The 26,433-nt window shown below is 40.6% G+C and carries 27 protein-coding genes and 1 pseudogene; 3 read left to right on the forward strand and 25 right to left on the reverse strand.

Going from position 1 to position 26,433, the window contains the following annotated elements; genetic code table 11:
• Window positions 1–14: 14 nt before the first annotated feature.
• The 5 genes from selD to H8692_RS00420 are packed head-to-tail and all read right to left on the reverse strand — an operon-like array spanning window position 15 to window position 4,826.
• Entirely contained in the window at window positions 15–1,034 is a 1,020-nt protein-coding gene (selD, locus tag H8692_RS00400) for a selenide, water dikinase SelD (protein WP_187524732.1), read from the reverse strand.
• A complete protein-coding gene (locus H8692_RS00405; RefSeq protein ID WP_177268719.1) occupies window positions 1,034–1,273 on the reverse strand; it encodes a putative Se/S carrier protein in 240 nt (79 codons plus the stop codon). The genes selD and H8692_RS00405 overlap by 1 nt, the downstream gene beginning before the upstream one ends.
• Window positions 1,270–3,561, reverse strand: a complete 2,292-nt coding sequence (locus H8692_RS00410) for a xanthine dehydrogenase family protein molybdopterin-binding subunit (RefSeq protein ID WP_187524733.1) — start codon at window positions 3,559–3,561, stop codon at window positions 1,270–1,272. Before H8692_RS00410 ends, H8692_RS00405 begins: the two co-directional genes overlap by 4 nt.
• Window positions 3,554–4,033, reverse strand: coding sequence for a (2Fe-2S)-binding protein (locus tag H8692_RS00415; RefSeq protein WP_177268715.1), 480 nt, complete (start codon window positions 4,031–4,033; stop codon window positions 3,554–3,556). Before H8692_RS00415 ends, H8692_RS00410 begins: the two co-directional genes overlap by 8 nt.
• A gap of 1 nt (window position 4,034) precedes the next feature.
• Window positions 4,035–4,826 carry an FAD binding domain-containing protein gene (locus H8692_RS00420; protein ID WP_177268713.1) on the reverse strand — a complete coding sequence of 264 codons (792 nt, stop codon included), beginning with the start codon at window positions 4,824–4,826 and terminating at the stop codon, window positions 4,035–4,037.
• Between the two features lie 159 nt (window positions 4,827–4,985).
• Here H8692_RS00420 and cyaB point away from each other — a divergent pair, with 159 nt between their 5' ends.
• Window positions 4,986–5,585, forward strand: a complete 600-nt coding sequence (gene cyaB, locus H8692_RS00425) for a class IV adenylate cyclase (protein ID WP_177268711.1) — start codon at window positions 4,986–4,988, stop codon at window positions 5,583–5,585.
• 157 nt (window positions 5,586–5,742) lie between these two features.
• On the opposite strand, the gene H8692_RS00430 is transcribed toward cyaB, so the two are convergent.
• The 18 genes and pseudogenes from H8692_RS00430 to H8692_RS00510 form a co-directional block, all read right to left on the reverse strand.
• On the reverse strand, window positions 5,743–6,381 hold the full coding sequence (locus H8692_RS00430; RefSeq protein WP_177268709.1) for an HAD-IB family phosphatase: 639 nt from the start codon (window positions 6,379–6,381) through the stop codon (window positions 5,743–5,745).
• 83 nt (window positions 6,382–6,464) lie between these two features.
• Window positions 6,465–7,781, reverse strand: a complete 1,317-nt coding sequence (locus tag H8692_RS00435; protein WP_177268707.1) for a RuBisCO large subunit C-terminal-like domain-containing protein — start codon at window positions 7,779–7,781, stop codon at window positions 6,465–6,467.
• 11 nt (window positions 7,782–7,792) lie between these two features.
• Window positions 7,793–9,235 (reverse strand): aspartate aminotransferase family protein, encoded by a 1,443-nt coding sequence (locus tag H8692_RS00440; protein ID WP_187524734.1) that lies wholly within the window; start codon window positions 9,233–9,235, stop codon window positions 7,793–7,795.
• A gap of 2 nt (window positions 9,236–9,237) precedes the next feature.
• Window positions 9,238–10,782 (reverse strand): xylulokinase, encoded by a 1,545-nt coding sequence (locus H8692_RS00445; protein WP_177268703.1) that lies wholly within the window; start codon window positions 10,780–10,782, stop codon window positions 9,238–9,240.
• 67 nt (window positions 10,783–10,849) lie between these two features.
• A complete protein-coding gene (locus tag H8692_RS00450) occupies window positions 10,850–11,392 on the reverse strand; it encodes a TetR/AcrR family transcriptional regulator (protein ID WP_177268701.1) in 543 nt (180 codons plus the stop codon).
• Between the two features lie 309 nt (window positions 11,393–11,701).
• Entirely contained in the window at window positions 11,702–12,814 is a 1,113-nt protein-coding gene (locus H8692_RS00455) for a DNA alkylation repair protein (protein WP_177268699.1), read from the reverse strand.
• A 31-nt stretch (window positions 12,815–12,845) separates the two neighbouring features.
• Window positions 12,846–13,409, reverse strand: coding sequence for a sugar O-acetyltransferase (locus tag H8692_RS00460; protein ID WP_177268697.1), 564 nt, complete (start codon window positions 13,407–13,409; stop codon window positions 12,846–12,848).
• A 284-nt stretch (window positions 13,410–13,693) separates the two neighbouring features.
• On the reverse strand, window positions 13,694–14,506 hold the full coding sequence (locus H8692_RS00465) for a TPM domain-containing protein (RefSeq protein ID WP_177268695.1): 813 nt from the start codon (window positions 14,504–14,506) through the stop codon (window positions 13,694–13,696).
• A 12-nt stretch (window positions 14,507–14,518) separates the two neighbouring features.
• Entirely contained in the window at window positions 14,519–15,571 is a 1,053-nt protein-coding gene (locus H8692_RS00470) for a TFIIB-type zinc ribbon-containing protein (RefSeq protein ID WP_177268693.1), read from the reverse strand.
• A gap of 13 nt (window positions 15,572–15,584) precedes the next feature.
• Window positions 15,585–16,997, reverse strand: coding sequence for an SPFH domain-containing protein (locus H8692_RS00475; protein WP_177268691.1), 1,413 nt, complete (start codon window positions 16,995–16,997; stop codon window positions 15,585–15,587).
• 132 nt (window positions 16,998–17,129) lie between these two features.
• The gene (locus H8692_RS00480; RefSeq protein ID WP_177268689.1) at window positions 17,130–17,627 is read right to left on the reverse strand and encodes a GNAT family N-acetyltransferase; all 498 of its coding nucleotides are present in this window, start codon (window positions 17,625–17,627) and stop codon (window positions 17,130–17,132) included.
• 46 nt (window positions 17,628–17,673) lie between these two features.
• Window positions 17,674–17,836, reverse strand: a pseudogene (locus H8692_RS10690) (TfoX/Sxy family protein); the annotation flags it as partial.
• Between the two features lie 547 nt (window positions 17,837–18,383).
• A complete protein-coding gene (gene tsf / locus H8692_RS00485; RefSeq protein ID WP_177268687.1) occupies window positions 18,384–19,310 on the reverse strand; it encodes a translation elongation factor Ts in 927 nt (308 codons plus the stop codon).
• Window positions 19,311–19,361: 51 nt separating this feature from the next.
• On the reverse strand, window positions 19,362–20,135 hold the full coding sequence (gene rpsB, locus H8692_RS00490; RefSeq protein WP_177268685.1) for a 30S ribosomal protein S2: 774 nt from the start codon (window positions 20,133–20,135) through the stop codon (window positions 19,362–19,364).
• 204 nt (window positions 20,136–20,339) lie between these two features.
• Complete coding sequence (locus H8692_RS00495; protein ID WP_177268682.1) at window positions 20,340–20,687, reverse strand: LytTR family DNA-binding domain-containing protein; 348 nt, start codon at window positions 20,685–20,687, stop codon at window positions 20,340–20,342.
• Between the two features lie 99 nt (window positions 20,688–20,786).
• Window positions 20,787–20,987, reverse strand: coding sequence for a DNA-directed RNA polymerase subunit omega (rpoZ, locus tag H8692_RS00500; RefSeq protein WP_177268680.1), 201 nt, complete (start codon window positions 20,985–20,987; stop codon window positions 20,787–20,789).
• Window positions 20,987–21,601 (reverse strand): guanylate kinase, encoded by a 615-nt coding sequence (gmk, locus tag H8692_RS00505; RefSeq protein ID WP_187524735.1) that lies wholly within the window; start codon window positions 21,599–21,601, stop codon window positions 20,987–20,989. The genes rpoZ and gmk overlap by 1 nt, the downstream gene beginning before the upstream one ends.
• Before the next feature lie 92 nt (window positions 21,602–21,693).
• Window positions 21,694–22,626, reverse strand: a complete 933-nt coding sequence (locus H8692_RS00510; protein WP_243206866.1) for a YicC/YloC family endoribonuclease — start codon at window positions 22,624–22,626, stop codon at window positions 21,694–21,696.
• Between the two features lie 98 nt (window positions 22,627–22,724).
• Here H8692_RS00510 and H8692_RS00515 point away from each other — a divergent pair, with 98 nt between their 5' ends.
• Entirely contained in the window at window positions 22,725–24,440 is a 1,716-nt protein-coding gene (locus tag H8692_RS00515) for an Rqc2 family fibronectin-binding protein (RefSeq protein ID WP_187524736.1), read from the forward strand.
• Here the strand turns inward: H8692_RS00515 and H8692_RS00520 are convergent.
• Together H8692_RS00520 and H8692_RS00525 are read right to left on the reverse strand one after the other, a co-directional pair.
• Entirely contained in the window at window positions 24,420–25,193 is a 774-nt protein-coding gene (locus tag H8692_RS00520; protein WP_177268674.1) for a ZIP family metal transporter, read from the reverse strand. The two genes, H8692_RS00515 and H8692_RS00520, sit on opposite strands and share 21 nt — an antisense overlap.
• A gap of 39 nt (window positions 25,194–25,232) precedes the next feature.
• Window positions 25,233–26,090: an alpha/beta hydrolase gene (locus H8692_RS00525; protein ID WP_187524737.1), complete on the reverse strand. Its 858-nt coding sequence runs from the start codon at window positions 26,088–26,090 to the stop codon at window positions 25,233–25,235.
• Between the two features lie 192 nt (window positions 26,091–26,282).
• Here H8692_RS00525 and H8692_RS00530 point away from each other — a divergent pair, with 192 nt between their 5' ends.
• The gene (locus H8692_RS00530) at window positions 26,283–26,420 is read left to right on the forward strand and encodes a hypothetical protein (RefSeq protein WP_177268670.1); all 138 of its coding nucleotides are present in this window, start codon (window positions 26,283–26,285) and stop codon (window positions 26,418–26,420) included.
• Window positions 26,421–26,433: the final 13 nt, after the last annotated feature.

The raw sequence follows: 26,433 nt of genomic DNA on the forward strand, positions 1-26,433 counted from the left end.
ATACCCATCCTTTGTCATTTGACTATAATGCTTTTGTCCTGTCTTTTTTCCACATAACCTACTATTTCGGCAGGAATATTCTTTTCTTTCATTTTTTCTACTATCTCATCTGCTTCAGATATACATACGCTGACCAGAAGGCCTCCTGAAGTCTGCGGATCAAACAGAATTTCTTCCATAAAAAAATCATTATTTTCGAAACTCACCTGATTACCTACATAATTCCTGTTTTTCTGAGCAGCCGCTGTAATATAAAATTCCTCTGCATATCCGCGACATTCCTGAAAATACGGTATGCTCCGGCTTTCCACAACGGCGCTGTGCCGCTTGTCCAGCATCTCACACAAATGACCTAAAAATCCGAATCCCGTTACATCCGTACACCCATGAACCTCATAGTCTTTCAGTATATCAGCAGCGTATTTATTGAGAAACTTCATGGAATCTATAGCTTTCTTAACTGCATCCTGTGATGCCTGCCTGATTCTGTCTGCAGTCATAATAATACCGACACCCAGCTTTTTAGTAAGTATCAGCGCATCTCCGCTACGGCATCCGTTGTTCCTGTATATTTTTTCCGGATCAACAATACCAGTCACACTTAACCCATACTTTATATCTTCATCATTTATGGAATGTCCTCCTGCCATAACACCGCCTGCTTCTCTCACCTTATCACTGCCGCCCTGCAATATTTTCCCAAGGATATTCATATCCATCGTCTCCGGAAAACATACAATATTTAATGCAGTTTTGACTTCGCCGCCCATGGCATAAACATCACTCATAGCATTTGCAGCGGCAATAGCTCCGAAAAGGTACGGATCCTCTACCATCGGAGGAAAAAAATCAAGTGTAGAGATCAAAGCCTGTCTGTTATTTATTCTGTAAACCGCTCCATCATCACTGCTTCCGAATCCCACTAAAAGATCAGGATCATCACCTGAAGGAAGCTTCTCGAGAATTTTTCCCAAAACTCCCGCTCCAAGTTTAGCAGTACAGCCGCCTCCCTTGCAGAAAATAATATCACTCACTAAACAGACACCTCCATTATTTCTTCATATTCTATACCTCTGTTTTCCATATAAGTTATCCAGAAAACTCTGTCTCTCTTTTCAGATGCCCACACAAGGCCGCAGCCTGCGTCTACAGATTTGGGAAGAGGTATTATTCTCCCGTGCACACCATCTTCTTTGCATATACGCTCCATATAAAGGGCCCTCGTGGTCTCCGAAAATGTTATTATCATATATTCACTGGTATTTACTCTCATATATGCTGTCCATCCTCAAAAGCCTTTAAAATTTTCTCTGGTGTTACCGGAAGCTCTCTTATCCACGCCCCTGTTGCATTATACACAGCATGAACAATAGCCGGCGACGGAGTATTTATTACCACCTCTCCTATAGATTTGGCTCCAAACGGACCTGTAGGCTCATAACTTGCTTCAAATTCTACATTGATTCTGCCTACATCCTGACGTGTGGGAATCTTGTACTGTATCAAAGAATTCTCCCTGATACCTCCTAAACTGTCATAAGTGATATCCTCATAAAGAGCCATACCTATACCCTGCGCTATTCCCCCTTCCGTTTGAAGCCTTGCCAGATTAGGATTTATCACAGTACCGCAGTCTACAGTAGCCTCATAACCCAGAACTCTGACTTCCCCCGTTTCTTTGTCCAATTCAATCTCTACCATTCCAGTCATATATGGAGGAGGTGACACAGAAGATCTTGCAGAAGAAGTAAACTGAGTTTCATATCCGTTATTGAACATCGATGCCGTGGCAATATCTTTAAGCGAAACCCCTTCACCTTCTTCCTCGAGACAATACACATACTCTCCGTCAAATTCTGTGACATCAACATCACATTTTAGAAGTTCTGCTCCTATATTCTGGATGCTTTCTCTCAGTCTGATACATGCCTGCTCTACCGCCTTACCTGTAAGATATGTCGTAGATGAAGCATATGAGCCCGAATCATATGGTGAAGTATCTGTATCAGCGCTGAATACAACTACATTATCATAATTACATTCAAGAACCTCGGAAGCTATCTGTGCCAAAACAGTATCACTTCCCGTACCCATATCGGCCGCGCCTACATTTAAAACATAAAATCCGTCGTCATTTAATTTTATAGTAGCTCCTCCTACATCACAATTTGAAATGCTGGATCCTTGCATGGCCATTGCCACTCCTACACTGCGGATTTTGCCGTTTCCCATATCCCTTGAAGGATATTTCTCATTCCACTTTATTCTTTCAGCTGTGGATCTTAAACATCTGTCAAGAGTACATGAATTACAGGGCTCACTGTAATATGCTCTGGAAACATCGCCTTCCTGTATCAGATTCATATTACGCAGCTCTACAGGATCTATTTTAAGATGGGCTGCCAGCTCATTGACAATGCTTTCTATGGCGAAAAGCCCTTGTGTGGCGCCGTAACCTCTGTACGCTCCTGCAGCCTGAAGATTAGTATATACCACATCATAGCTAAAACGATATGCTTCCTGATAACGATGATACAAAGGAATGGATTTATGTCCCGTAAGCCCCACCGTAGTAGGACCATGCTCTCCGTATGCTCCCGTATTGGAAAGAGTATAAAGATCTATCCCTCTTATACGCCCGTCTTTCATGGCTCCTATGCGTACATACATCTCCATCTCATGTCGGGGGCTTCCCGATATCTGACTCTCCTGCCTGTCAAACTCTATGTAGGCAGACTTTCCTGTCTTCCATGTAACGAATGCTGGAAATATCTCTGTTACACAAGTTTGTTTAGCTCCGAAACCTCCGCCTATCCTCGGTTTGACGACACGAATTTTAGACTTGGGAATATCAAGGGCATGAGCCACTATCCTGCGTATATGAAACACGATCTGCGTAGAACTTAATATATTGAGCCTTCCATAAGTATCAAGATATGTGTAAGTCCTAAAGGTTTCCATCATCGCCTGACTGTTGGCTTTAGTATGATATGTTCGCTCCAGAACAACATCACAGCTTTGCAGTACACTTTCAATATCCCCATAGCCGTCTTCTTCACGCGCACAGAGATTTCGTCTGTTATCAGCTCCCACCGGACACATAGCTTCCCAGTCTTCCTCAGGATGAACCAGAATAGGGTTATCTTTAGCACTGCGAAAATCAAGAACCGCAGGCAATACTTTATATTTCACTTTTATCAGCTTAAGAGCTTTGTCAACAGCCTTAACATTCTCTCCCGCCACTATTGCCACCGCATCACCGTTAAACCGTACATGTCTGTCCAAAAGCAATCTGTCATGAGGGCTCGGCTCAGGGTAAGTCTGCCCTGCCATTGTAAATCTGTTCTGAGGAACATCCTCATATGTATATACAGCTTCGATTCCCGTCACTTTCATTGCTGCCGAAATATCTATATCCTCTATCACAGCATTTGCATGAGGACTGTGAAGGATTTTTACCACTAATGCATTTTTATCTATCATATCTCCTGTGTATACAGGCTTACCCGTAACAAGAGCCATGGCATCCTTTTTACGAAAGGATTTACCTATACTACGCATCAGCGTTACCTCCCTTCTTCACTTTCTTAAATTCCAAATATGATTTTATACCTCTAAGCTGCCCCTCATAGCCAGAACACCTGCATAGATTCCCGGTCAAATAGGACAGTATCTCTTCATCTGTAGGATCAGGATTTTCACGCAGCATGGCAATGGCATTCATAATAAGTCCCGGATTACAAAACCCACACTGCTCCGCACCCTGATCAGCAATGAAAGCTCCAAACTCGACAGCCTCTTTTTGAAGACCTTCAAGAGTCGTAACGCACTTACCTTCGACTCTTGCAGCAATCACTGAACACGACAATACCGGCATGTCATCTACAAAAACCGTACAGAGACCACAGCTTGAAGAATCACATCCTCTTTTGACACTTAGACATCCCATATCTCGTACCACATCTAAAAGCATACTGTCAGCTTCAATATCCGAAGAAACTTTCTTTCCGTTCAAAATAAAATCCAATTTCATATTATCGTTTCCTCCCTGCCTCGAGCATAGCTCTTTTTACGAGTACAGAGGCAATTTTCTTTCTATACTCTGCACTTCCTCTCATATTAGAGCCAAATGACATCCTGCTCGCAACATATTCTCCAAACTTTTCGGCATCCTCCTCAGATATATCTCTGCCGCAATCTAAATATTCTCCCAAGACAACTTCCGCTTTTGCAGGTCTGGCTCCTACTGCAGCATGCCATACACCTGCCCAAAAGCTTACAGCACATGTCAATACGGGAAAATCAGTCCTTGCATGGCGCTGGGCCATATATGCCATATCAAGTTTTGTTTTTTTCACTATTATCTTGACTATGATGTCTCTGTCAGGCTTTCGGGCTGAAAATTCCTTAATATTAACAATTCCGGCATTATGACAGACTACATATGTATCCATTGCCATAAACGCGGTGAGTACATCAGAGAATCCATATCTTCCGTAAAAAGAGCCTCCTACAGTGGCTGTATTCCTAAACTGAACTCCAACTATATTTTTCACAGCCTCCTTTACAGCTCCCCCGGTATACCGATCAAGCCCTCCATGCTGTTCAAGCTGACGCAATGTAGTCATACATCCGATTTCAAAGAAATCTTCCGTTTCCTCGATAGTATCAAGTCCCAAGTCCGATAGATCTATGGCAGTATTCACCTGCCTATCTCCCATTTTAAGCCAGTGCATCCCGCCTATTATAATATTCCTCTTCTTCTGGTTAAGCTCATAAGCCTCATCTATATCTGATACTTTGACATATTTTTTAATCCTCAGCAACGTTACATCCTCCGATACTTTTATTGAGACATAAATGGCAAAAACAGCTTTGCTCTTTATTTCAGTTATTTAATATTTTACAAGGTCATGTCTTGTTTGTCTATAAAATGTGTTACAATACAAAATATCACAATTAATACTTAAAAAAGGAGGCCCAAAATGCTGGAAGTCGAAATTAAAGCGAATTTGACAGAATTTGCAAAGGAAAATATACGTGATAAAGCAGAAAAGCTGGGGTTTGTTTACAGCAGTACACTGAAAGAAACCGATCTTTATTTTAACGGAAATGACAGAGATTTTCGCCACACCGATGAGGCTCTCAGACTTCGGAACTATCAGCGCACATCATCAGACGACAAAGAGTACTCCCGATCCGAAACACTTATAACATATAAGGGTCCTAAGCTTGACAATACTTCCAGCAGCCGAATTGAACATGAAACAGGCATAACCGATTTTAATACCGCCAAAAGACTTCTTTCTGCTCTCGGATATATTCCTCTGTTTACCGTGGAAAAAACACGAGATGAATTTACTGCTGTTTGCACGAAGCGGGATCAGTGTATTACACTTTGCCTCGACACTGTAACAGGACTGGGGAATTATATGGAACTGGAAATACTTGTGAACTCAGAATCTGAAAGAGAATCTGCATCAGATTGTCTTTTCAATATTCTTGATAAGCTGGGAATTCCCCAAGAAAATGTAACGAGAAAATCATATCTTGAGCTTCTGTTTATGAAAGTTAAAAACAAATAAAATATAAAGCGATAAACAAGAATATAGGAAAAGTTTTGATTTAAGGTGATTTTAAATATTTTCCATAAACATTTGCAAAGGATTGCAGAATAATTTCCGCCTATAAATTTAATAAAAAATGACCGTATAAGTATTTTAATACGGTCATTTTAATTTATCAATTTCCGAATTTTTCCTCCATTACCTTTACTACATCAAAAAAGTCTTCATAAGGAATATATGATTTTCCCTGCTTTTCAAGATATTTTGCCAATACATCTCTTGCAAATATGGTATCTACCGCCTGAGCCATATTCATATCCGTAAAACTGTCACCTATGCCAATAGCATATTCATAATCGTACAGCGCCATCACATCAGTCTTTTTAAGCAGTTCATTGCCGTCATCATACTGAGAAATCAGATGCATTTCATCATTTTCCGTTGAAAGTGTCACTGCATGCAGATCAGTCAGTTCGTCCATATACGGAGTCAGTTTACGTTCGGAAAACTGCCGTACTCCTCCTGAAATAACTACTACAGGAATCTCCATTTCTTTCATCTTATCAAGAAACTCTTTAAATCCCGGTCTGATTTTTACCTTATCTATATATTCAAGCATTTTAGGAAGCCACTCGGCAGGACGTCCATCATAAGCATACCGCACAACCTGACTTAAAGTCATCTCTCCTTTTTCCAATTTCCCATTATACTCATCAACTTCTTTTGGATCCACAAAAGGAAATATAGCTCCCACCAAAGTATCCTCTGTCGTTATGGTTCCGTCAAAATCTATGAATACGATTTTCTTATACAAACTTTTCCTCCTTTTCAAAAGAGGAAATACCGCTGTACGGTATCTCCTCATTCATGATATCCATTATATCTTTTCTTACGAAATTAACCCATTAAGTCAAAGTTTTTCTTAAGATCAGGATTCAGGAACGCCAGCATTCTGGCAAGCTCTTCGTGATCTTTAGCGTACTCTGTTACAGGAATTCCCTTCATAGCAGCATCTATTGCCTGTCTCATGGACTTAGCGCCTTCTTCACTGCCGTTTGGATGACCGTGAACACCGCCTCCTGCAGCAAGCATAATATCCGTTCCGATTTCTTTAATAATTTTCTCAACGGCCATCTGAGTAGTACCGCCGGAGCAAGCATACATCATAGGCTTAATGTTCCACCAAGGCTGTGTGAAGAACTTAAAACATCTGTAGAAGACTTTATGTGAAACAGGGAATTTTCCGAACGGATGACCGTTAATCTGGAAATCTGCTCCGGCAAGACGTGTAATCTTACCCACCAACAGCGGAGCTGCTACTCCGGTATATGTGGATGAAGCCATAGTCCCTGCATAGTTTACATGAGCCAGAATAGGAACATTGATATTAGGATCATCAGCAAGCATTTTAAGTGTGTCGTGTCCTGTAGTATACACATTTACCATCAGGCAGTTTCCGCCTGCCTCCAGCACCCGGTAAGCATTATCTTTAACTTTATCTGTATTATCGGATATATTAACAGCATAGAGACTGTGCTCACCTGTTTCTTCATATACCTGCTTTTCCTTTGCCATGAACTTTTTAACACGCTCTTCCAACGGACAGAAAGGTCCGTCAGCAAGCATGAGTTCGTCATCCTTGATAACGTCCACGCCGCCTTTGCAGGCCTTGTAGAACAGCTCTGCCCCCTCATCGGCGGTCCATCCGATATTAGGCTTTATCATAGCGTTGAGAAGAGGTCTGTCTTTTACTCCTAAAACTTCTCTCATCCCTTCAACACCGAACTTAGGGCCTTGGAATTTTTCTATAAATGATTTAGGAAAAGCTACATCAATAAGACGTATCATCCCTGATGCCGAAATATTACCAAACAACACAGTCATGATAGCCGACATACTTGTGGAAAAGTTTTCAACAGGATATGCCACCTGAATGATATACATAGGAGGTTCATCTGACATATAGTCACATCCAATATCAGGAACCTCATAAAGAGCAACCAGCTTTGAACCGAAACGCTTAGTCTTTTCCACAGAATCAGCTCCTACTTTTATCCATGTTCCCGTAGTCTGCTCAGCTGCAATAGCCATTGCCAGCTTTTCGATGTGCGAAGTTTCAACCTTTGCCTGATACGTTGCAATAACATAATCTTCGGAAAATGCAACTTCCGGGAATGCGTATGTCAGGTTTTCCATATCTAATTTACGAATCATAATTTGCCTCCTTATTTTTCAATATTAGAGAATACGTCTTCAAATGCGGCCAATGTCTGTGCAATAGTATCATCATTATCGGCCATGCTTGTATAAATCCTGCTTCCTGCCAGTGTTATTACACCGTTTGCCGTAAGGGCTGCGCCGAATTCTTCAATATAGTGCTGACGCTCAGGAATCTTCTTGAATATATCAGGATCCTGTACGCTCAGGTACATTACTCCGGACACTTCGAAGTGAACTATGGAACCTGTGTTCCATGTAACGAACGGCAAGTCATATTTATCTATCAGCTTCTGTATTCCGTCGCAAAGCTTATCTCCGTTTTCTCCTGCCTTTCTTGCAGCATCCTGTTTGATGATCTCATCGATGGCAAAATATCCTGCAGCACAGCTCAGAGGATTAGCTGTAAGAGTTCCTCCCACATAGGCTTTTTTCTTTCCGGCTTTTACTCCTGCAGCAACACATGACATAATTTCTTCGCTTCCGCCTACACCGCCTGCCATAGGATAACCGCCTGAAACGATCTTTCCGAATACTGTAAGGTCAGGTTTTACATTAAAGAATCCTTGAGCTCCTCCGGGGCCTACACGGAATGCAGTTACCACTTCATCGAAGATCAGAAGCGTCTGGAATTCATCACAGAGTTCTCTCACTTTAGCTGCAAAATCCATAGCTACAGGACGTGTGCCGCTTTCAGGGCCGAACGGCTCTATGATAACAGCAGCGGTGCCGCCGTCTTTTTCGTTCTCTTCAAGAATCTTTCTCAGACTATTTATATCCCCCGGATAAAACTCCTTAGTATTCGCAGAAACTTCCTTAGGAATTCCGTGAGCCTCAAAGGTCTGTGTATATGGGATGTGCAAGGAGTAAACAAGCTGGTCGCTCCAGCCGTGATATGCTCCGCCGGCTTTTACGATGTTTTTCTTTCCCGTATAGGTTCTTGCAATTCTGATGGCCACCATGTCAGCCTCGGTTCCGCTTGCCAGACAGCGGTACATCTCAACCCAAGGCATACATTCGTGTATTTTCTCTGCCAGCATCTTTTCATAAGGATGGAACAGTCCTGTAACAGGTCCTGATTCCTTCACTACTTCCCATACTTTCTGGTTAACAGGTTCATAATTGCTTCCCAGAAGTGTAGGACCTCCAGCCTGCAGATAGTCCACATAACGGTTTCCGTCAATATCGTAAAGATATGCGCCTTCGGCTTTTTCCACTACGAGTGGGAACGGATAGTTGAAAGCCAGATTATGCTGAACACCGCCCGGAATTACCTTCTTAGCCTCTTCAATCATCTTCTTTGATCCCTGACACTTTTCATCGAAATATTTCATATATTTCGCCATGGCTTCAGGTTTAATGTGGTGAAGCGGTTCATTCACCAGTCTTTCCATTTTTTCATAGATTTCTTTCTCGTTTGGCCAACGAGCTACTCCATATTGAGCTTTCATTTTTACTTACCTCCATTCAATATTTCATATGCTTTTTTATTGTTTTTATGTAATTCCTTAAATACAGGCATTATCTTCGTATAAACTTCATAATTTGCAAGGTTTGGTTTATAAGTAGTATCTACCTTGATGATCTTTTTGATATCCTTGATATCGTCCAACATGCCAAGGCTTACTGCCGTCAAAGCTGCCGCTCCCATTGCCCCTACCTGACGAGGACTTTCGATAGTTTCAACATCTCTTCCAAGAACATCAGCCATCACCTGGCATATATACGGCGCAATAGCACTTCCGCCCGAAAATCTCACAACAGGATTTGTCTCAAATGATTTCTCCGTACATTCAAGCAGCCAGCGCATGTGCATACATACACCTTCTATAACTGACTTCATCAGATCGCTGCCTCTTGTTGTAATATCAAGATTGAAAAACATTCCTCTTGAGTTGGCATCATCAAAAGGACATCTGTTTCCATGCATCCAAGGCGAGAAAACAACACCGTTGCTGCCTGCAGGAGTATCTTTGATATACTCTATCATTTCATCGTAGTCCATACCCATCTGATCCATACGGTCTTTCACCCATTCCATACACTTCCCGGAAGTCTCTACTTCAGCGATATAGTTATATGTAGTAGGATCAACTCCTATAAGCGCTCCGATGAGGTTGCCAAGATCAAGGTGCAATTTGTCTACTGTAGTAGCCACCCATCCCGACGTACCTGAATATATGAGAACATCTCCCACCTCTACACATCCGGCTCCTACGGAACATAGGCTGACATCGCTTCCGCCTGAGAATACAGGAGTACCTTCGGCAAGGCCCAGCTCTGCCGCAGCATGCGGAAGCATTTTGCCAACTTCATCAGTAGAAGCGCATACTTCAGGCAGATGTTTCATATCGATCTTAAGCATTTTGCAGAGTTTCTCACTCCAACAATTTTTATGTACATCATATAGGAAGGTACCGCAGGCATCATCTCTGCTTGCTTTCATATTTCCGGTAGCCTTACATATAAGATATTCTTTTGCATCCAGCCATTTATATGTCTTTTCAAAAATCTCGGGCTCATTTTCTTTCACCCAGAGATATTTCCATGCAGGATCTTTGGCACTTCCTGATACTGCCCCGGTAGTCCTCATGTATTTCAGAACCTTGATTATATCCAGACCTTCCACTTTTATACCGGTGCTCATACAATCTTTAAACTGTTTATCAGCTCTGCTGTCCATACAGCTCATAGCTCTGCGCAAAGGGTTCCCTTCTTCATCCACCATAACTACAGTTTGAAACTGAGAACAAAATGAAATTCCTTTTATTTCCTCTTTTGCAGTACCACTTTTTTCAAGGAGCTTCTTCGTACCTTCGGCCATAGCGCTCCACCAATCATCCGGATCCTGCTCTACGCCTCCGTTTTCCAATACATGAAGAGCATAATGCTCTGTCTCTCCTGCTAAATACTTCACACTCTCTTCTGCGGAAATATCGAACAAACAAACTTTTAATCCTGTCGTTCCGACATCATAAGTGATCACTTTAACTGCCATATTAGTTTCCTCCCTTCGGATCATGTCAGTATCCCGTAACCCATATTGTTTTCTCTCAGTATTCCCTTCATCCCAAAATCATGTCGATCATATTTCTCATTTCTTTCTTCATCTTGTCAGCATCAAAAGCCATATCATGAAGATGATAATGATTGACTATTCCATAATAAGCACCTGTAAGAAGAATTATTTTTTCTTCCTTGCAGGATTCTTTTCCCTGGAGATTTTTGCGGATGAGCTGTTCGATCATCCTCAGCGGATTATTTTCCTCACCGCTCATCACTGCCGTATAAATAAGCTGAGTAACCAGCTGAGGATAACATGCTGTATCCATAAGGAGAGTGTCAAAAATACACATGATACCTTCTCTTCCACAGCATCCGCTTTCATCGTACGCTTCCTGCAGGTCATTCACTTCCTGTCCGCACAAGGCGGTAAGAAGATCGCTGGTACTGGCGAAATAATTGAAAACAGTGCTGCGTGAAACGCCTGCTTCCTCTGCGATATCACTGAAAGCAGTATTCTCTATACCCTGTTTTTCATACAGTTTTCTTGCTGCCTTCATGATAGTCCGCTTAGTCACGGCTCTTTTGCCGCTTTCTGCTCCCATAAAAACATCCCGCCTTTCTTCTCTCCTGCAATTTCCGAATTGAACTGTAGTCCAATTTGTACTATAGTTTAATTATCTCATTTTTTAAAAAATAGTCAATGGCATTTATGTAAAAACATAAAAAAACATAATCTGCAACAAAAAACAGGAGCGGCAAAGATTTTAAACCTTTTTGCTCCCGTATACATCATGGGTATTCTGCAGTTCCTACATTCTCCCCACAAAACTAAAACAACATCCTGTTCAAGAAATATTCCATCTCACCTTTCCGCAAAAAAGTAACGGAAAGTTTTTTATCATTTATCTGCTCTATGTTATCTCAGAACATTTTACATCAAAATCCAAAGTCCTGTATTCTGAGCCATTGACAATAAGCGAAACAGAATGTGTCCCCGGATAGTGTTTTCTCGTGCTCCGATCTGCAAACGAATGCCGTTTCATATAAAATCTTTCTTCACCTGATTTCAGAAATATCTCAGATATCCAAAATACCTTTCGGCTTCGCCTGCCGTTTGCTCTAATATAATCAACACCATATTCAAGGCGCACCTCAGAGTCTGCCTTAGAGGATATAACGAATGAAAATGACATCTCATTTCCAATATAAACATCTTTCTCACCCAATACGAATTCATGAATATCAATACATTCACAATCTCCGAAACCAAAAATCTTCAAAACATCTTTATTCCCTTTTTTAAGCAAGGTTCTACACCCATGCTTTATGATCCAGTCAGTATAACGGCTTTTGCCAAACCACTTATTTGCAATCTGAATGATCAATTCAGGATGTGTCTTTGAGATATCATTAAGATTATTAGCGACACTTTTACGTACATACAGTGATGGATCATCTTTCAGTTTTTCTAAAATATCTAAAACAGGCAGCGGATTTTTCTTAAAACTGATCAATACCTGCGCCCAAGGAAGCATCGGCCGGCATCCTTCACTGGCAAGACGGCGGACATGATCATTATCATGCTCTGCCCAAACAGACATTTGACGCATCATACGATCCTCATATGTTATAATAAACGGTCTCACCGCAAACTCCGAAGATGAAATCTTGGTATAGCGTTCCAATGCAGATATGGATAAATCCCAATAGCACTCACTCTGTCCGTAAACTTCTACAAAGTCCGGAAAATACATAAGGGCGTAATCATTGAAACCCTCAGGATACTCATTAATTACTTTGTCAATGATACTGATCGCCTGCTCATAATCAGAAGGCAGATATTTACCCAGATTCACAGTGATTTTCCTCATGCGGGCTTTCAAACCCGCTTCATCCCACGCTTCGTCCATGACATCATCTACAAAATCAACAGTCCGAAATGATGGATATACACTTTTTACACTGACAGCTAACCTGTGAATATGATTACTATTATAAAACTTGTTTTTTAAAGCTTCCGGCATAAATAATCCCTCCAGATATAAATTATCTTAATCATAAAGATTTTATTTTTTTCGCCGGCACGCCTCCAACAATGAGATTTTCCTCAATGTCTTTAGAAACTACAGCTCCTGCTGCAACAATAGCGCCGTCACCAATGGTTACACCGGGTAAAACCACTGCATTTGAACCAATCCATACATTTTTGCCTATGTGGATGGGAGCAAGGTGCATCGTTGCTCTGTTATCAGGAGAAAAATCATGGTTAATAGTTGCCAATACAACATTATGTCCTATTAAACTTCCATCTCCTATGTAAATTCCACCTTGATCCTGAAACTTACATCCTGCATTTATAAATACATTCTTTCCTATATGTATATTTTTCCCAAAATCCGTATAGAAAGGCGGAAACAAAGAAAAACCATCATCTACCCTTTTGCCGGTCAGCTTACAAAACAGCTCTCTCAGTTCTTCTGTTTCATGATAGGAAGTATTTATTTCCATTGTAATCTTAATAGCCTCCTGTGCGGCTTCATGCATAAACTTATGTTCCTCCGAATTTCCTACAACGGTATTGCCGCCATTAACGAACTCTAAATACTGACTTAAATTCATACTTCATATTCCCTTTCCAGCTATAATTATTTTTTTCATAGCTTCATAATTTTCCGGCTTTTATGTCAATTAGCTTTTCTTCCTTTGATACTCTGCTTTCCTATTATATAACCCTTTTCCTTCTGTCCCAATTGACAAACCTAAGATACTATATCAGATCTTATGTAAAAACCCATCAAGAAGATTATCCTCTCAATGGGTATATACCGTTTTAATCGTAGAATCTTAAAACTCGAAATCCATAATATCGGATAGCGCTCCATCAATATCCGCTCTGCCAATATTTAAAATTTTCCTGAAGAGCCTCCATGCGTTGCTCCTGAGGAACTCGTATGTGTACTACTTCCCGAGGAAGATTCTCTTTCGGTTACATCAACATTTTTATATAGGAAATTATCATGCTGCCTCGTAAGACGAAGACTTCCCGAACGAATATAGTTATTTGCATCAGCTTGCCTCCTTACAGTCTTAAGAGCAGCTTTATCTGTTCCCACAATTATAAAAGCTATAATAATGCCAATCACCAATCCTATTATAATATCAACAGCCAGATTTATATCTTTCTCTTCTCCAGGCAAACTGCCATTGTCATAAGGTTCTCCGGTACGGGCCTGAGTAATAAACTCATCACACAGATCAGCGTATTGATTAAAAGCAGTCAAGTAATCATTTTCCGAAAGCGCACCGGACATCTGTTCAACCATGTATTCCTGTCCCGCATCGGTAAATGCCGTTATGCCGAATCCACATGTGCTTATCGCCCAATCTCTGCTCTGAGGATTTATGACAAACAATATTCCGCTTTTGTCTTTTCCCCATCCGTATCCTGATGCATCATAATAATCATCGGCATAATCTGTTGGCGTCTTACCATCAAACGTATTTGTAGTATATATTACCACTTCACAATTCTGCCTTGCAGATATATCATTTAACTTATCATTCAGTGCAGCAAGGTCTTCGTCGGATTTTACACAATAAGCAGAATCCAAACATAATACTTTGCCGCTTCCTGCTTCAGCTGCCGTTACAGACACTGTAAAAAATCCTATAATCAAAAACACACTGACTGCAATCAACAATATTTGTTTTCTCATTTCTGCTGCCTCCTATACAAACATATAATCAATAACAGCAGCGAGCACTGTCCCGATAACCGCGAAAATTCCTGCCATCATACGGAATTTTTTCCAATAGGCCTTTTTATCCATAGGGAGATCTCCTATGAACTTCCCTGTCTGCCCATTCATCGCAAATGTATATGTATTTCCCTGCCATGTTGTATTCAGAAGCCAAACCGGATATAAAGCATACTGCGCGCTGCCATGCTGCAGATTTACAACACTGCTCTGAGGTATAACAGAACTGTATCCGCCAACAGTATCCCGGAAAATATCTTCTGTACTGGTTTTGACCCGATTATTAGCTATATCTATACTATCTTTGGCATCGATATCGTATTTGTCAGCCATATATCCTGCCAAATACGATTTTTTAAATTCAACAGCCTCGCTAAAATCAAAGGGCTCTATAGATTCCATCAAATCATTCGGCATCTTCAGAGAACCGTCAACCGGAATATTATCAAATATAACATTGCCCTCTCGGTAAATATCATAATAACTGTGTTCTACATAATTATGCTTGCTGTCACTCCAGCTTCTGATCCTTTCACCTCTGTAATTCATATTTGCAGAAACGTTTGCATTGAACAGCCAAAATGGTATATAAACACCTTTTATCTCATCTATATGATTTTCATCCTTAAAAAGCGCCGGAACCAGTTTTTTACTGCTTACATGTCTCCTCAGCGCTGCCTTGGCTGCGTTTTTATCAAGTTTAAAAGGTATCACATAATCCGGCTTCAGCATTCCCGAAAGCTTCCCTTTCAAAACTACAGGATTGCCGCAGTAAGGACAGCTTGTTGATACAGTCGTATCTTCACAGACAATTTCTCCTCCACACGAATTGCAGCTGTAAACTTCCATGCTGCTTTCTTCCCCTTCATCCCATTGGCTTCCGGGCCGTACTTCCCAGTTCATACCGTCATTTTCTTCAAACTGCGAAATTTCATATTCACTGTCACAAAAAGGACATTTAATTTTCTGGCTTTTAGAATCAAATGTAAGTGATCCTCCGCAGGCAGGACATTCATACTCCATAACTATAACTCTCCTATCTTACATCATTATCATCAAATATATCTCCGCATTGAGGACAGAATTTAGGAGGCTTTTGCGGATTTTCAGGTTCCCATCCACACTTGTCACACTTATATAAAGATGCCTCCGCCGGTTTCTTTGCTCCGCATTCCGTACAGAACTTTCCTTTGTTTACTGCCCCGCATTCACATGTCCACCCAGCAGCTTTTTCAGGCCTTGGACTTCCGCATTGAGGACAGAATTTTCCTGCTGTAGTGATTCCGCATTTGCACGTCCATTCTTCTGTTTTATCGGGCTTAGGGTTCCCACATTCAGGACAGAATTTTCCTGCTGTAGTGGTTCCGCATTTACATGTCCATTCTTCCGCATCTCCTGCAGATGTCTGCGGCTGTGCCCGCTGTTCTGTGTTCTGCTGCTTTCTTCCCATTTCAAAAAGATTCTCAGAATTCATACCGCCTGCCATTCCTGCCATGCCCATTCCTACAAATCCTCCCATTGCTCCATTTTCATTTTCTGCAGCAGCTCTCATCGCATCCGCTTGCGCCTGCACAAGATTTCCTGCCGCCATAGTAGGATCTGACATCATAACAGCTTGCTGAAGATTTTGTATTTTCAGCTTATCTTTTTCTGAAACCGACACAGAATTCACTCCAAATGAAACAATCTGCACTCCTCGCCGTTCAATCCATTCCTTTGTTAAGACATCATTGAGGCCGTCAGCTATCATATCTGTATAAAGAGGAATCTCACTGTAATCCACACCCATGGCAGATACCCTGGCAAGAGCCGGCTGAAGAGCTTTAAGGAGTTCTGACTTCATCTGACTCTCAATTTCTCCGCGCTCAAATCGGTTTTCCACATTTCCGCACACGTTTGTATAAAAAAGCATGGGATTCACAATCCTATATGAATATTCGCCATTACATCTAAGATCTACTCCCAGGCTTTTTCCCGAATCTTTATCTATAACCACCTTAAACGGCACCGGATTCATGGTCCCATATTTATTGCCGTAAATTTCCTTGATATTAAAATAATAAATCCTCTGATCCTTACCGACTCCGCCGCCAAACGTAAAACGTTCCCATGCATCTCTTGCGGCACCTTCCAAATCAAATTCAAATTCCCCTGCAAAAATAGACGGAGTCAAATCATTCCTATAGGTGAATAATCCCGGCTCTGCACAAAACTCTATCACTTTTCCCTGTTCCACAATCATCATACACTGTCCATCAGCAACAGCTATACCTGAGCCGTCTGATATAACATTAGTTTCTCCTCTTTTATTGGATGAACGATCTGAACTTTTTTTAGTTCCTTTGACAACCAGAACGTTTTCATCCATAGAGTCACAACTGAAAAAGTCTCTCCATTGATCTGCCAAAGCACCTCCTGCTGCACCTAAAGCCGCTTTAATAAGTCCCATTATTCTTCCTCCTATTTTATAATTTGTTCAGTCAAAGATATACAACCCATGTATCACTGTCATTTGATTCTATATGTTAATTATATATCAGCAGCATATTTTTGTATATTTAAATTTTTAAAGATAAGAATTTTACTTTTCATTTTTAGATACATACATTACTTCACGAAGTTGTTTCCCTCCAATATCATCGTTCATAACATTATCTGTTTGGATGAAATTATGCTTTATATAAAATTCTTTTGCTGAAGTATTATCTTCCAATACCCATAAAAGTAACTTTTCGTACCCTTGTTTTTTTAGTTCAGAAACCGCTTTATCAAATAATTTCCCCCCGTATCCCTTTCCTATATAATCCGGGAGCAGATAAATCGAAATAATCTCTCCGTATGTAGGATAATCAGAGAAACGCGACTTGCAAAAACTGCTCGTCCCTATATACTTTCCATCCTCAACACATACAAGAGTATTCCAACCAGGAGAATCCAATACCGTGGCCCAGCTCCCCTCTTCAATTGAATCAAGAAATTTTTGAGGAATAATATTCTTATACACACACTTCCAACTCTCTTCATATATTCTACTTACTTGCATCCTATCATCTGATGGCGTTATATACCTAATTTCCAAGTACTACCTCCACAAAAAATAATTTTCCATTTCACAAATTGTGAATAATTGCTGATTTTACTATATTTATAAGCAGTCTGTCATCATAGATGCCAACTATAATTTCTCCAAAATAATAAACCTCATCATCATTACCTCATAAATGATTTCTTCTAACTCAGATAATGTCCTAAAATGAACCACAAACATTCTTTACTTAGCGCCGTCATACGCCTCAAATTTCTATTATCATTCTATTTCTCATTATATAAGATTTAAACTTTTCGTACGCACGTTTTTCTCATAAAAAGTTCTGCTTCCGACTGCGATCCAAAATATAACAAAGCAGGATTATTATCTTTTACGGGTTGAAAAAGTTTACTTCTAATATCTTGTTCCTGATATTCCGGAACCATAAGCAATTCGGTGATGATTCAAGAAAAATATCCATCTGTATCATATCTTTGTATTTCATATAATTATACCACAAAGAGGAAATCTGATTAGAACAAGCAAAAAACCCTTGAAGTGCCTGATAAATGGACATTTTTCAAGGGTTTTAAAGTTATATTATTCAGTTGCGCCATAAGCTGTCACGGAGCATAGCTCCTGCAGCTCTGACGGGGGACCTTCCTGCGATTCGTCCCTCATTGAGATAGGTCTCCCTGCTTTCTCATCTGCTTTGCTTATTTTGGGTGCCATCACCCGAATCAAGGTTCTGTCAACAGCTTGAGGTGGAGACTTGCGAAGCAAATACTGCCGTCTGTTGACAGGTTCTTATTTCTTAGCAGCTGCTGCCTGCTGTGCGGCTACTTCTGCTGCAAAATCTTCTTCTTTCTTCTCAATTCCTTCACCGACTTCATATCTTATCATCGATGCTACAGCCATATCTTTTCCGGCTGACTTAGCCGCGCCGTCAACATACTCTTTAACTGTAAGATCTCCATCCTTAACGAACTTTTGATCAACAAGGCATACTTCCTTAAGTATCGCCTTAATCTTACCTGGAATGATTCTATCAAGAAGTTCTTCCTTTTTGCCTTCATTGAGGAGCTGCTGTTTAGCGATTTCTGTTTCAGATGCAAGCCAATCCTGATCCACCTGAGTTTCATCAAGAAATTTAGGATTCATAGATGCTACCTGCATAGCAACATCCTTACCTACTACAGCTATATCATCAGCAGTAGCATCAGTCTTGATACCTACTATTACACCAATACTTCCGTTGCCGTGAATATATCCAGTATATACAACACCCGGTTCCGCAAGCCTTTCAAATCTCCTGATGCTCATGTTTTCGCCTATAGTAGCAATCTTATTGGTAAGAACATCCTGAACGCTTCCTTCATCTCCGTAAGGGAGTGCCATGAAAGCATCCATATCGGCAGCATCATTTTCAAGAGCCATTTTAGCCAGCGTCTCTACAAATGATACGAATTCATCATTCTTTGCAACAAAATCTGTTTCGGAATTCACCTCAACGATAGCCGCAGCCTTTCCGTCTTCAGCAAAGGCAGTTTTAACAAGACCCATGGCAGCAACTCTGCCTGCTTTCTTAGCTGCTTTAGCAAGACCTTTTTCTCTTAAAAGCTCCACTGCCTTATCCATATCTCCATCGGTTTCCACTAAAACCTTCTTACAATCCATCATACCTGCGCCTGTCATTTCACGCAGTTCTTTTACCATCTGAGCTGTTACAGCCATGATATCGTTCCTCCTATATTAATTGCTCTTATGCAAATCATTATCCTACTATTAAGCTTCTGCCTTTTCTTCTGCGATTTCTGCAGCATCTTCAGATTCGGCAGCTTCGGCAGAACCTGCCTCTTCGCCTTCGTCAAAGCTTTCGCCCTGCTTAGCTTCAATGATAGCATCTGCCATACATCCTGCAATTAGCTTGACCGCTCTGATAGCATCGTCATTTGCAGGAATTATATAGTCGACATCATCAGGATCACAGTTTGTATCTACAATACCCACAACAGGGATTCCCAGAATCCTTGCTTCTTTTACGGCAATCTTTTCTTTCTTAGGGTCGACAACAAATATAGCTCCAGGCATACCCTTCATGTCTTTGATTCCGCCCAAGAACTTCTCTAACTTTTCGAGTTCCAGTCTGAGCTTGATAACTTCCTTCTTTGACAGCTTTTCAAAAGTTCCGTCTTCTTCCATAGTCTTTATATCGTTAAGTCTCTTTATTCTTCCGGATATGGTCTTGTAATTTGTAAGCATACCGCCCAGCCATCTCTGATTTACATAGTACATATCACATCTCTTGGCCTCATCAAGGATAGCAGCCTGAGCCTGCTTCTTGGTTCCTACAAAAAGAATCGGTTTTCCGCTTTCTGCCACTTCCTTCATGAAAGCATATGCTTCATCTATCTTCTTGACAGTCTTCTGCAAGTCGATAATATATATTCCGTTTCTTTCTGTAAAAATGTAAGGAGCCATCTTAGGGTTCCATCTTCTTGTCTGGTGTCCGAAATGCACACCTGCTTCCAATAATTGTTTCATTGAAATTACTGACATGTTGTTTTCTCCTCTCGGTTTTCTTCTTCCACCGCAGTACACACCGGGAAAAACCTCCAAAGCGGTAATCTGTCCACTATCAAGGCACCGGTTCCCGGAATTCTGCCATGTGTAAACTATAAATATCTTCTGATCTCACAATAAAATAAGACCAACTGTTACTATACTACAAAACTCCTTTGATTGCAATGGTTTTAACAATATTTACCCAAATTTTTTTGCAAGATATCTTCCAAGAATTTCTTTAGCTTTAGAATATGTATTTCTCCCCATATATACTTTTAAATTTTTCTCCATGAAAATAGTATTGTGCGACATTACAACTATTTTATCCATATTTATTACATAGCTTCTGTGACAGTGCATAAACCGCCTGTCCAGATGCCTCATAACATCGGGAAACTTACCGTAAAATTCAATACATGATTGTTCCGGATAAAATTCACCGTCAATATATACTTTTATTTTCCGAAGATTTTTTTCCATGTACAGGATATCATTTAGCCGAAGTATATATGTCTCCTGTCTCTTACTAATAATAAATTTATTCAAAATCAAAACCCCCTTCCTGATACAATATTATTGTTTCACATTAAGGGGGTATTTTCCGTTTAAAATATACGACATAATGCCGTTTTAACAGACATTGCTCTATTCAATATCGTTTTCTCTGTAAGTTATCAGATCTTCAGCAATCTCATTGGCTGCTATTGAAACAGGCTTTTCAACATCTGCCTCAGTAAGTTTCGGCATGCCCTCTATTATATCTCTGGCTCTTTTTGCTGCCAGGATCACTAAAGTATATCTGCTGTCTACTTTAGTCCTGATTTTATTTATAGATGGGTATAACATTATAACTCCTCCTTATATCTGCTGACGATATTGTCAACCTCTATGTCGTTTAGTTTACACTGTTCGGCTGTTATTATAGCTCTTACACGATTTATAGCCACATCAAGCTCTTCGTTTATCACTCTGTAATCGTACTGGTCTATGGACGATATCTCAGAAAGAGCTGTTCCAAGTCGTCTGGCCATGGTCTCCTCAGTCTCCGAACCTCTGGATTTTATCCTGTTTTTCAGTTCTTCTATAGATGGCGGCAGTATGAAAATGAACACCCCTTCCGGATAAGATTTTTTCACCTGCAAGGCTCCCTGTACGTCTATTTCCAGTATTACATCTATTCCCTGTTCCAGCCATTCCATGACATTTTTTTTAGGAGTGCCGTAAAAATTGCCATATACGTTGGCATATTCCATGAATCCGCCGTCTTCGATCAGCTGCTCAAAAGACTGCTGATCCACGAAATGATAGTGAACCTTATCAATCTCTCCTTTTCGGGGCATCCGCGTCGTCATGGAGACAGACATCCTGATATTTCTTTCTTCGTCTAACACTTCTTTACAAATCGTTCCCTTACCGGCTCCGGAAGGTCCCGAAATCACAAACAGTTTGCCTTTCGTCATATCTACGCTCCTAAAATATCTATGTCTTTTTACTTGTCTGAACAATAATTATAACACCCTTTTTTTACGTCTTCAAGCATTAATATTGACAGTTATTCTATATTTTGTACCTGTTCTCTGATCTTTTCTATCTCGCTCTTTGTTTCCAGCATAAGAGCTGTGATTTCCAGATCATTGGATTTTGATCCTATAGTATTTGCTTCTCTGTTCATTTCCTGCACTAAAAAATCCAGTTTTTTTCCCACAGGACTTGCTTCCAATGTAAGTATATTCTTAAGCTGTACCATATGACTGTCAAGTCGTACAAGTTCTTCGGTAATATTAGACTTGTCAGCGAAAACAGCTGCTTCCATGAGAATTCTTTCCTCGGGAACATCCACTGCATCTTCGGTCAATTCCTTTATCCTGTTGTACATCTTTTCTGTATAATCCTTTACCACCAGGGGAGCTCTTATTTCTATTTTCTTAACTATTCCCCTCACCAGCTCACCCCTCATCATAAGATCCTCGGTAAGCTTGCCGCCTTCAACAGCACGCATATCATCCAAATTATCGGTGGCAATAGTAACAGCCTGCTCTATGGCTCTGATGACTTCCTCTTCATCCTCCACATCGGGAATGGCTTTCATAACATCAGGCATGGTAGACACCAGCTGAATATCTATGTCTCCACTGAGTCCATATGTATTTTTAAGTTCATTGAGATTGTCGATATACTGTTTTGCAACAAGGGTGTTCAGTTTCACCAGCATATCATCCTCTGTTATATTCTCTACCATTATTGAAATCTCAGCTTTCCCTCTTTTTACCTTTTTCTTTGCTATGGCTTTTATCTTTTCCTCAGCAAAAGAATAACGCTTTGGCATTTTTATATTTATATCGGAATATCTGTGATTAACTGTCTTTATCTCTGCCGTTATGCTCCTCTTGCCATCTGAGTATTCTCCTCTGCCAAAACCTGTCATACTTTTTATCATCTTTTTCCCCATTTCTTTTCTTTGTATGATAATATGGATATGCGGCATGCAAGCCCCCGGCAGGCATACCTGACTGACTGCGTTTTGCTGGAAACGCTTTTCCAGTTCCTGAAATCAGTATACCATGAATCAAGGAGGAAATAAATATGTCCTTTGACGGCATCGCTACGTATGCAGCTGTAAAAGAACTCAAAACTAAATTACAGCTGGGAAAAATAGAAAAAATATATCAACCTCAGCCTGAGCAGCTGCTACTCATAATACATACAAAACAAGGTAAACAAAAATTATTCATGTCTGCCGGCGGAAACCATTCTGCTGTATATCTTATCAATGAAACTCCGGAGAATCCCGCTATTCCTCCGGTATTTTGCATGGTTCTGAGAAAACACCTGAATGCAGCCAGAATAACTGACATACAGCAATATCAAAATGACAGAATAATAGAAATCTTTATGGAAACTGTCAACGAACTTGGATTCTCTGTAAACAAGAAACTCATAATAGAACTAATGGGAAAACATAGCAACATACTGCTCACAGATGTGACTACAGGAAAAATAATAGACAGCATCAAACATGTTTCCATAGATGTAAACAGAGCAAGGCAGGTACTGCCCGGAAAATCCTATGAATATCCTCCCGCACAAGATAAAGTACCCTTCTGCATGATCACTGAGTCAGATATGGAAAGACTGATTTCAGATGAACCTCAGCCTGAACGCAGGGTCCTTTCAGAAATACAAGGTGTTTCTCCGGCTCTTGCCGAGACAATCGCATGCTCCCGGGATCCCATAATATGTTTTGATAAGCTCAGGGAAATCATAAGCTCAATAGATAACGACAATACAACACCTGTCGTTTATATTGACAGTGATAGCAAGCCTGTGGATTTTCATATAACTCCTCTTGTACCTTTTGAAAAGACTTATGTAAGACTGAATTTCAATACATTCAGCGAAGCAGCACATTATTTTTTCAGCCACAGAGAAACATCCAATACTGTAAAACAGAAATCAAATGATCTTCTCAAGATAATGAGGACTCATCTTTCCAAACTCCGCCTAAAAACACAGCGGCTTAGAGAAGATCTTCACAAAGCAGAGAACTCTGACAAATACAGATTATACGGTGAACTTCTCATGGCAAACCTAAACATCCCGAATACGGGCGATACATCTGTAAATGTCGTCAATTACTATGACGGCTCTACAGTTCGCATACCTCTTGATCCTAAATATCCTCCTGCTAAAAATGCGCAGAATTTCTATAAAAAATACGGAAAATCGAAGACCGCGGTAAAAGAAAAGAAAATTCAGCTCGATGAAGTTTCCAGACAAATAGAATATCTTGAATCAGTGTCATCTTATCTGGAACGTGTCAAAACCATAGAAGAAACTGATCTTCTTAAACAGGAACTGATAGATTCCGGCTTTATACGCTATAAAAAAACGAAACGCGGACAGATAAAGAAAAACAAACCTAAACCTTACAGCTACACGCTGTCGTCAGGAAAAACTGTATTAGTGGGAAGAAATAATAAAGAAAATGACTGGCTTACTCTAAAAAAAGCCGCTTCCTCCGATTTATGGTTTCACACTAAGGATATCCCGGGATCACACACTATACTGATTCTTAACGGAGAAAATCCCACAAAAGAAGATCTTTTCGAGGCTGCTTCCATCGCCGCATTCCATAGCAAAGGTTCAGATTCGGAAAATGTTCCTGTAGATTACACTAAAATCCGCTATGTAAAAAAACCAAGCGGATCAAATCCGGGTATGGTGATATTCACCAATAATAAAACACTTTATGTGAATCCGCAGCTTCCCGCTTCAGCATCAGCCGAGAGCCACATCTAAAACCATCATAAGAGCAAACCCCAGTCCCGCTCCTATAGTCCCCATATTACTGTGCTCTCCGCTCTGAGACTCCGGTATCAACTCTTCTACAACCACATAAAACATGGCTCCTGCCGCAAATGACAGAAGATATGGAAGAAACGGTATTATCTGGGCAGTCAGCATAATAGTAAGAAAACCTCCAAGCGGCTCAACGATACCCGAAAGAATCCCGCAAAAAAAAGCTCTCCCGCGTTTCATGCCTTCACTTCTCAAAGGCATCGATATTATAGCGCCTTCCGGAAAGTTTTGTATAGCTATGCCTATAGACAGTGCTAAAGCTCCCGTCAATGTGATACTGGTATTTCCCAGAGCTGCTCCCGCATATGTCACACCTACCGCCATACCTTCCGGTATATTGTGAATAGTCACTGCCAACATCATCATGGTTGTCCTCGAAAATCCGCTTTTCATACCTTCCGGTTTATCAGTATCAAGGTGAAGATGAGGTACAAGAGTATCTATTATAAGAAGGAATAATACACCGAGACAAAATCCTATCGCAGCCGGAAACCATGCGACTCCTTGCGCTTCCGACATCTCTATGGAAGGAATCAAAAGCGACCAGACAGATGCTGCGATCATTACTCCCGCTGCAAAGCCAAGCAAAGTTTTTTCTAATTTAGGGTTTACTTTTCCCCTCATAAAAAAGACCATCATCGAACCCAGAGCTGTCCCTGCAAACGGAATCATCAACACTATAAACTCTGTCATTATCCCACTACCTCCTGATTATAATTTTGTTTCAATATACTACAGCGAAACAATCCATCCAGTCATTTTTTCTATTACTTCATCTCCTGTGCTTGAATCATTGCCGTTATGTATCTCATGAAACAGCCCCTTCCATTCTATGTAAGTTACATCATCACCCTGCGCTTTCAGTCCCCTTGCAATCTGCCGGCTTCCTTCCACATCACAAATTTTATCAGCACTTCCATGCATTAACAGAGTCGGTATGCCTCCGGAACGTCCGTTGTCTTCGCAAGTACCGTTTTCAAGACTTATTCCTATATCAAAACCTTCTACTGCACAAAGAGCTGATATCCTGTTATGTACAAGAGGGTTTTCTTTAAAAGGTCTTACCATTTTAGGGTTTCCCAGATCATTCTCATTGATCTCCGAGCCGATGGTAAAGGAAGGAGTTATCTTCGACAGAAGTTTCACCGCTCTGTAAAGAATTGCAGGAACAGGTCTCACAAGTCTAACCCACGGCGCTGATATTATATAGGCAGATATATGATCATTCAGATCCCCACGCGCTCTGTAATCAAGAACTATATTGCCTCCCATACTGTGTCCGTAAAGAACTATCTGCTTACCAAAATATCTTTCTTCAGTATATTTTATAAGGGCGCTGATATCATCAAGTATACACTTTCTGGGCGCGCAATGTCCTCTTTTTCCTGCCGATTCGCCATGTCCCCTGAGATCAAGAGCGCATACAGCCATATTTTTCTTTCTGAATGCCTCTGCTACTCTGTCGAAACGTCCTCCGTATTCGCCTATACCGTGAACTATACAAATCACTTTGCCGGGATCATCAATATGCCACCTGTATCCCTGTATTTTGCCCTCACTTAATTCTCTGAGAATAAATTTGTCATACATATCAGCATACCTTTCTTCTTATAAAAACTATCACAAACAGTATAAACATTACATCAGCGCACCTCTTTATTACAAATAAATAAGTTATACTTGTAATGCCTGTATCTGTACACTAAACTCTAAATACATCTCCATTATTAACAGCAGACAGAAGACAACAGGCTCACAACTCTCGTGAAAGGAGGACGCGCTATGAAAAAGTCATGTACATTATGCGGTTGCACTTACAGCCAGCTGTTTGCATTTAAAACCGGTCATGTATGCGAGGACTGTCTTCAGCACTTGAAATCTGATTTTCAGGCCGACAGCCAAGTGCGCGCCAAAAACTGATCGACATCGGGCC

This window comes from Lentihominibacter hominis, assembly GCF_014385065.1.
GTDB lineage: Bacteria > Bacillota > Clostridia > Peptostreptococcales > Anaerovoracaceae > Lentihominibacter > Lentihominibacter hominis.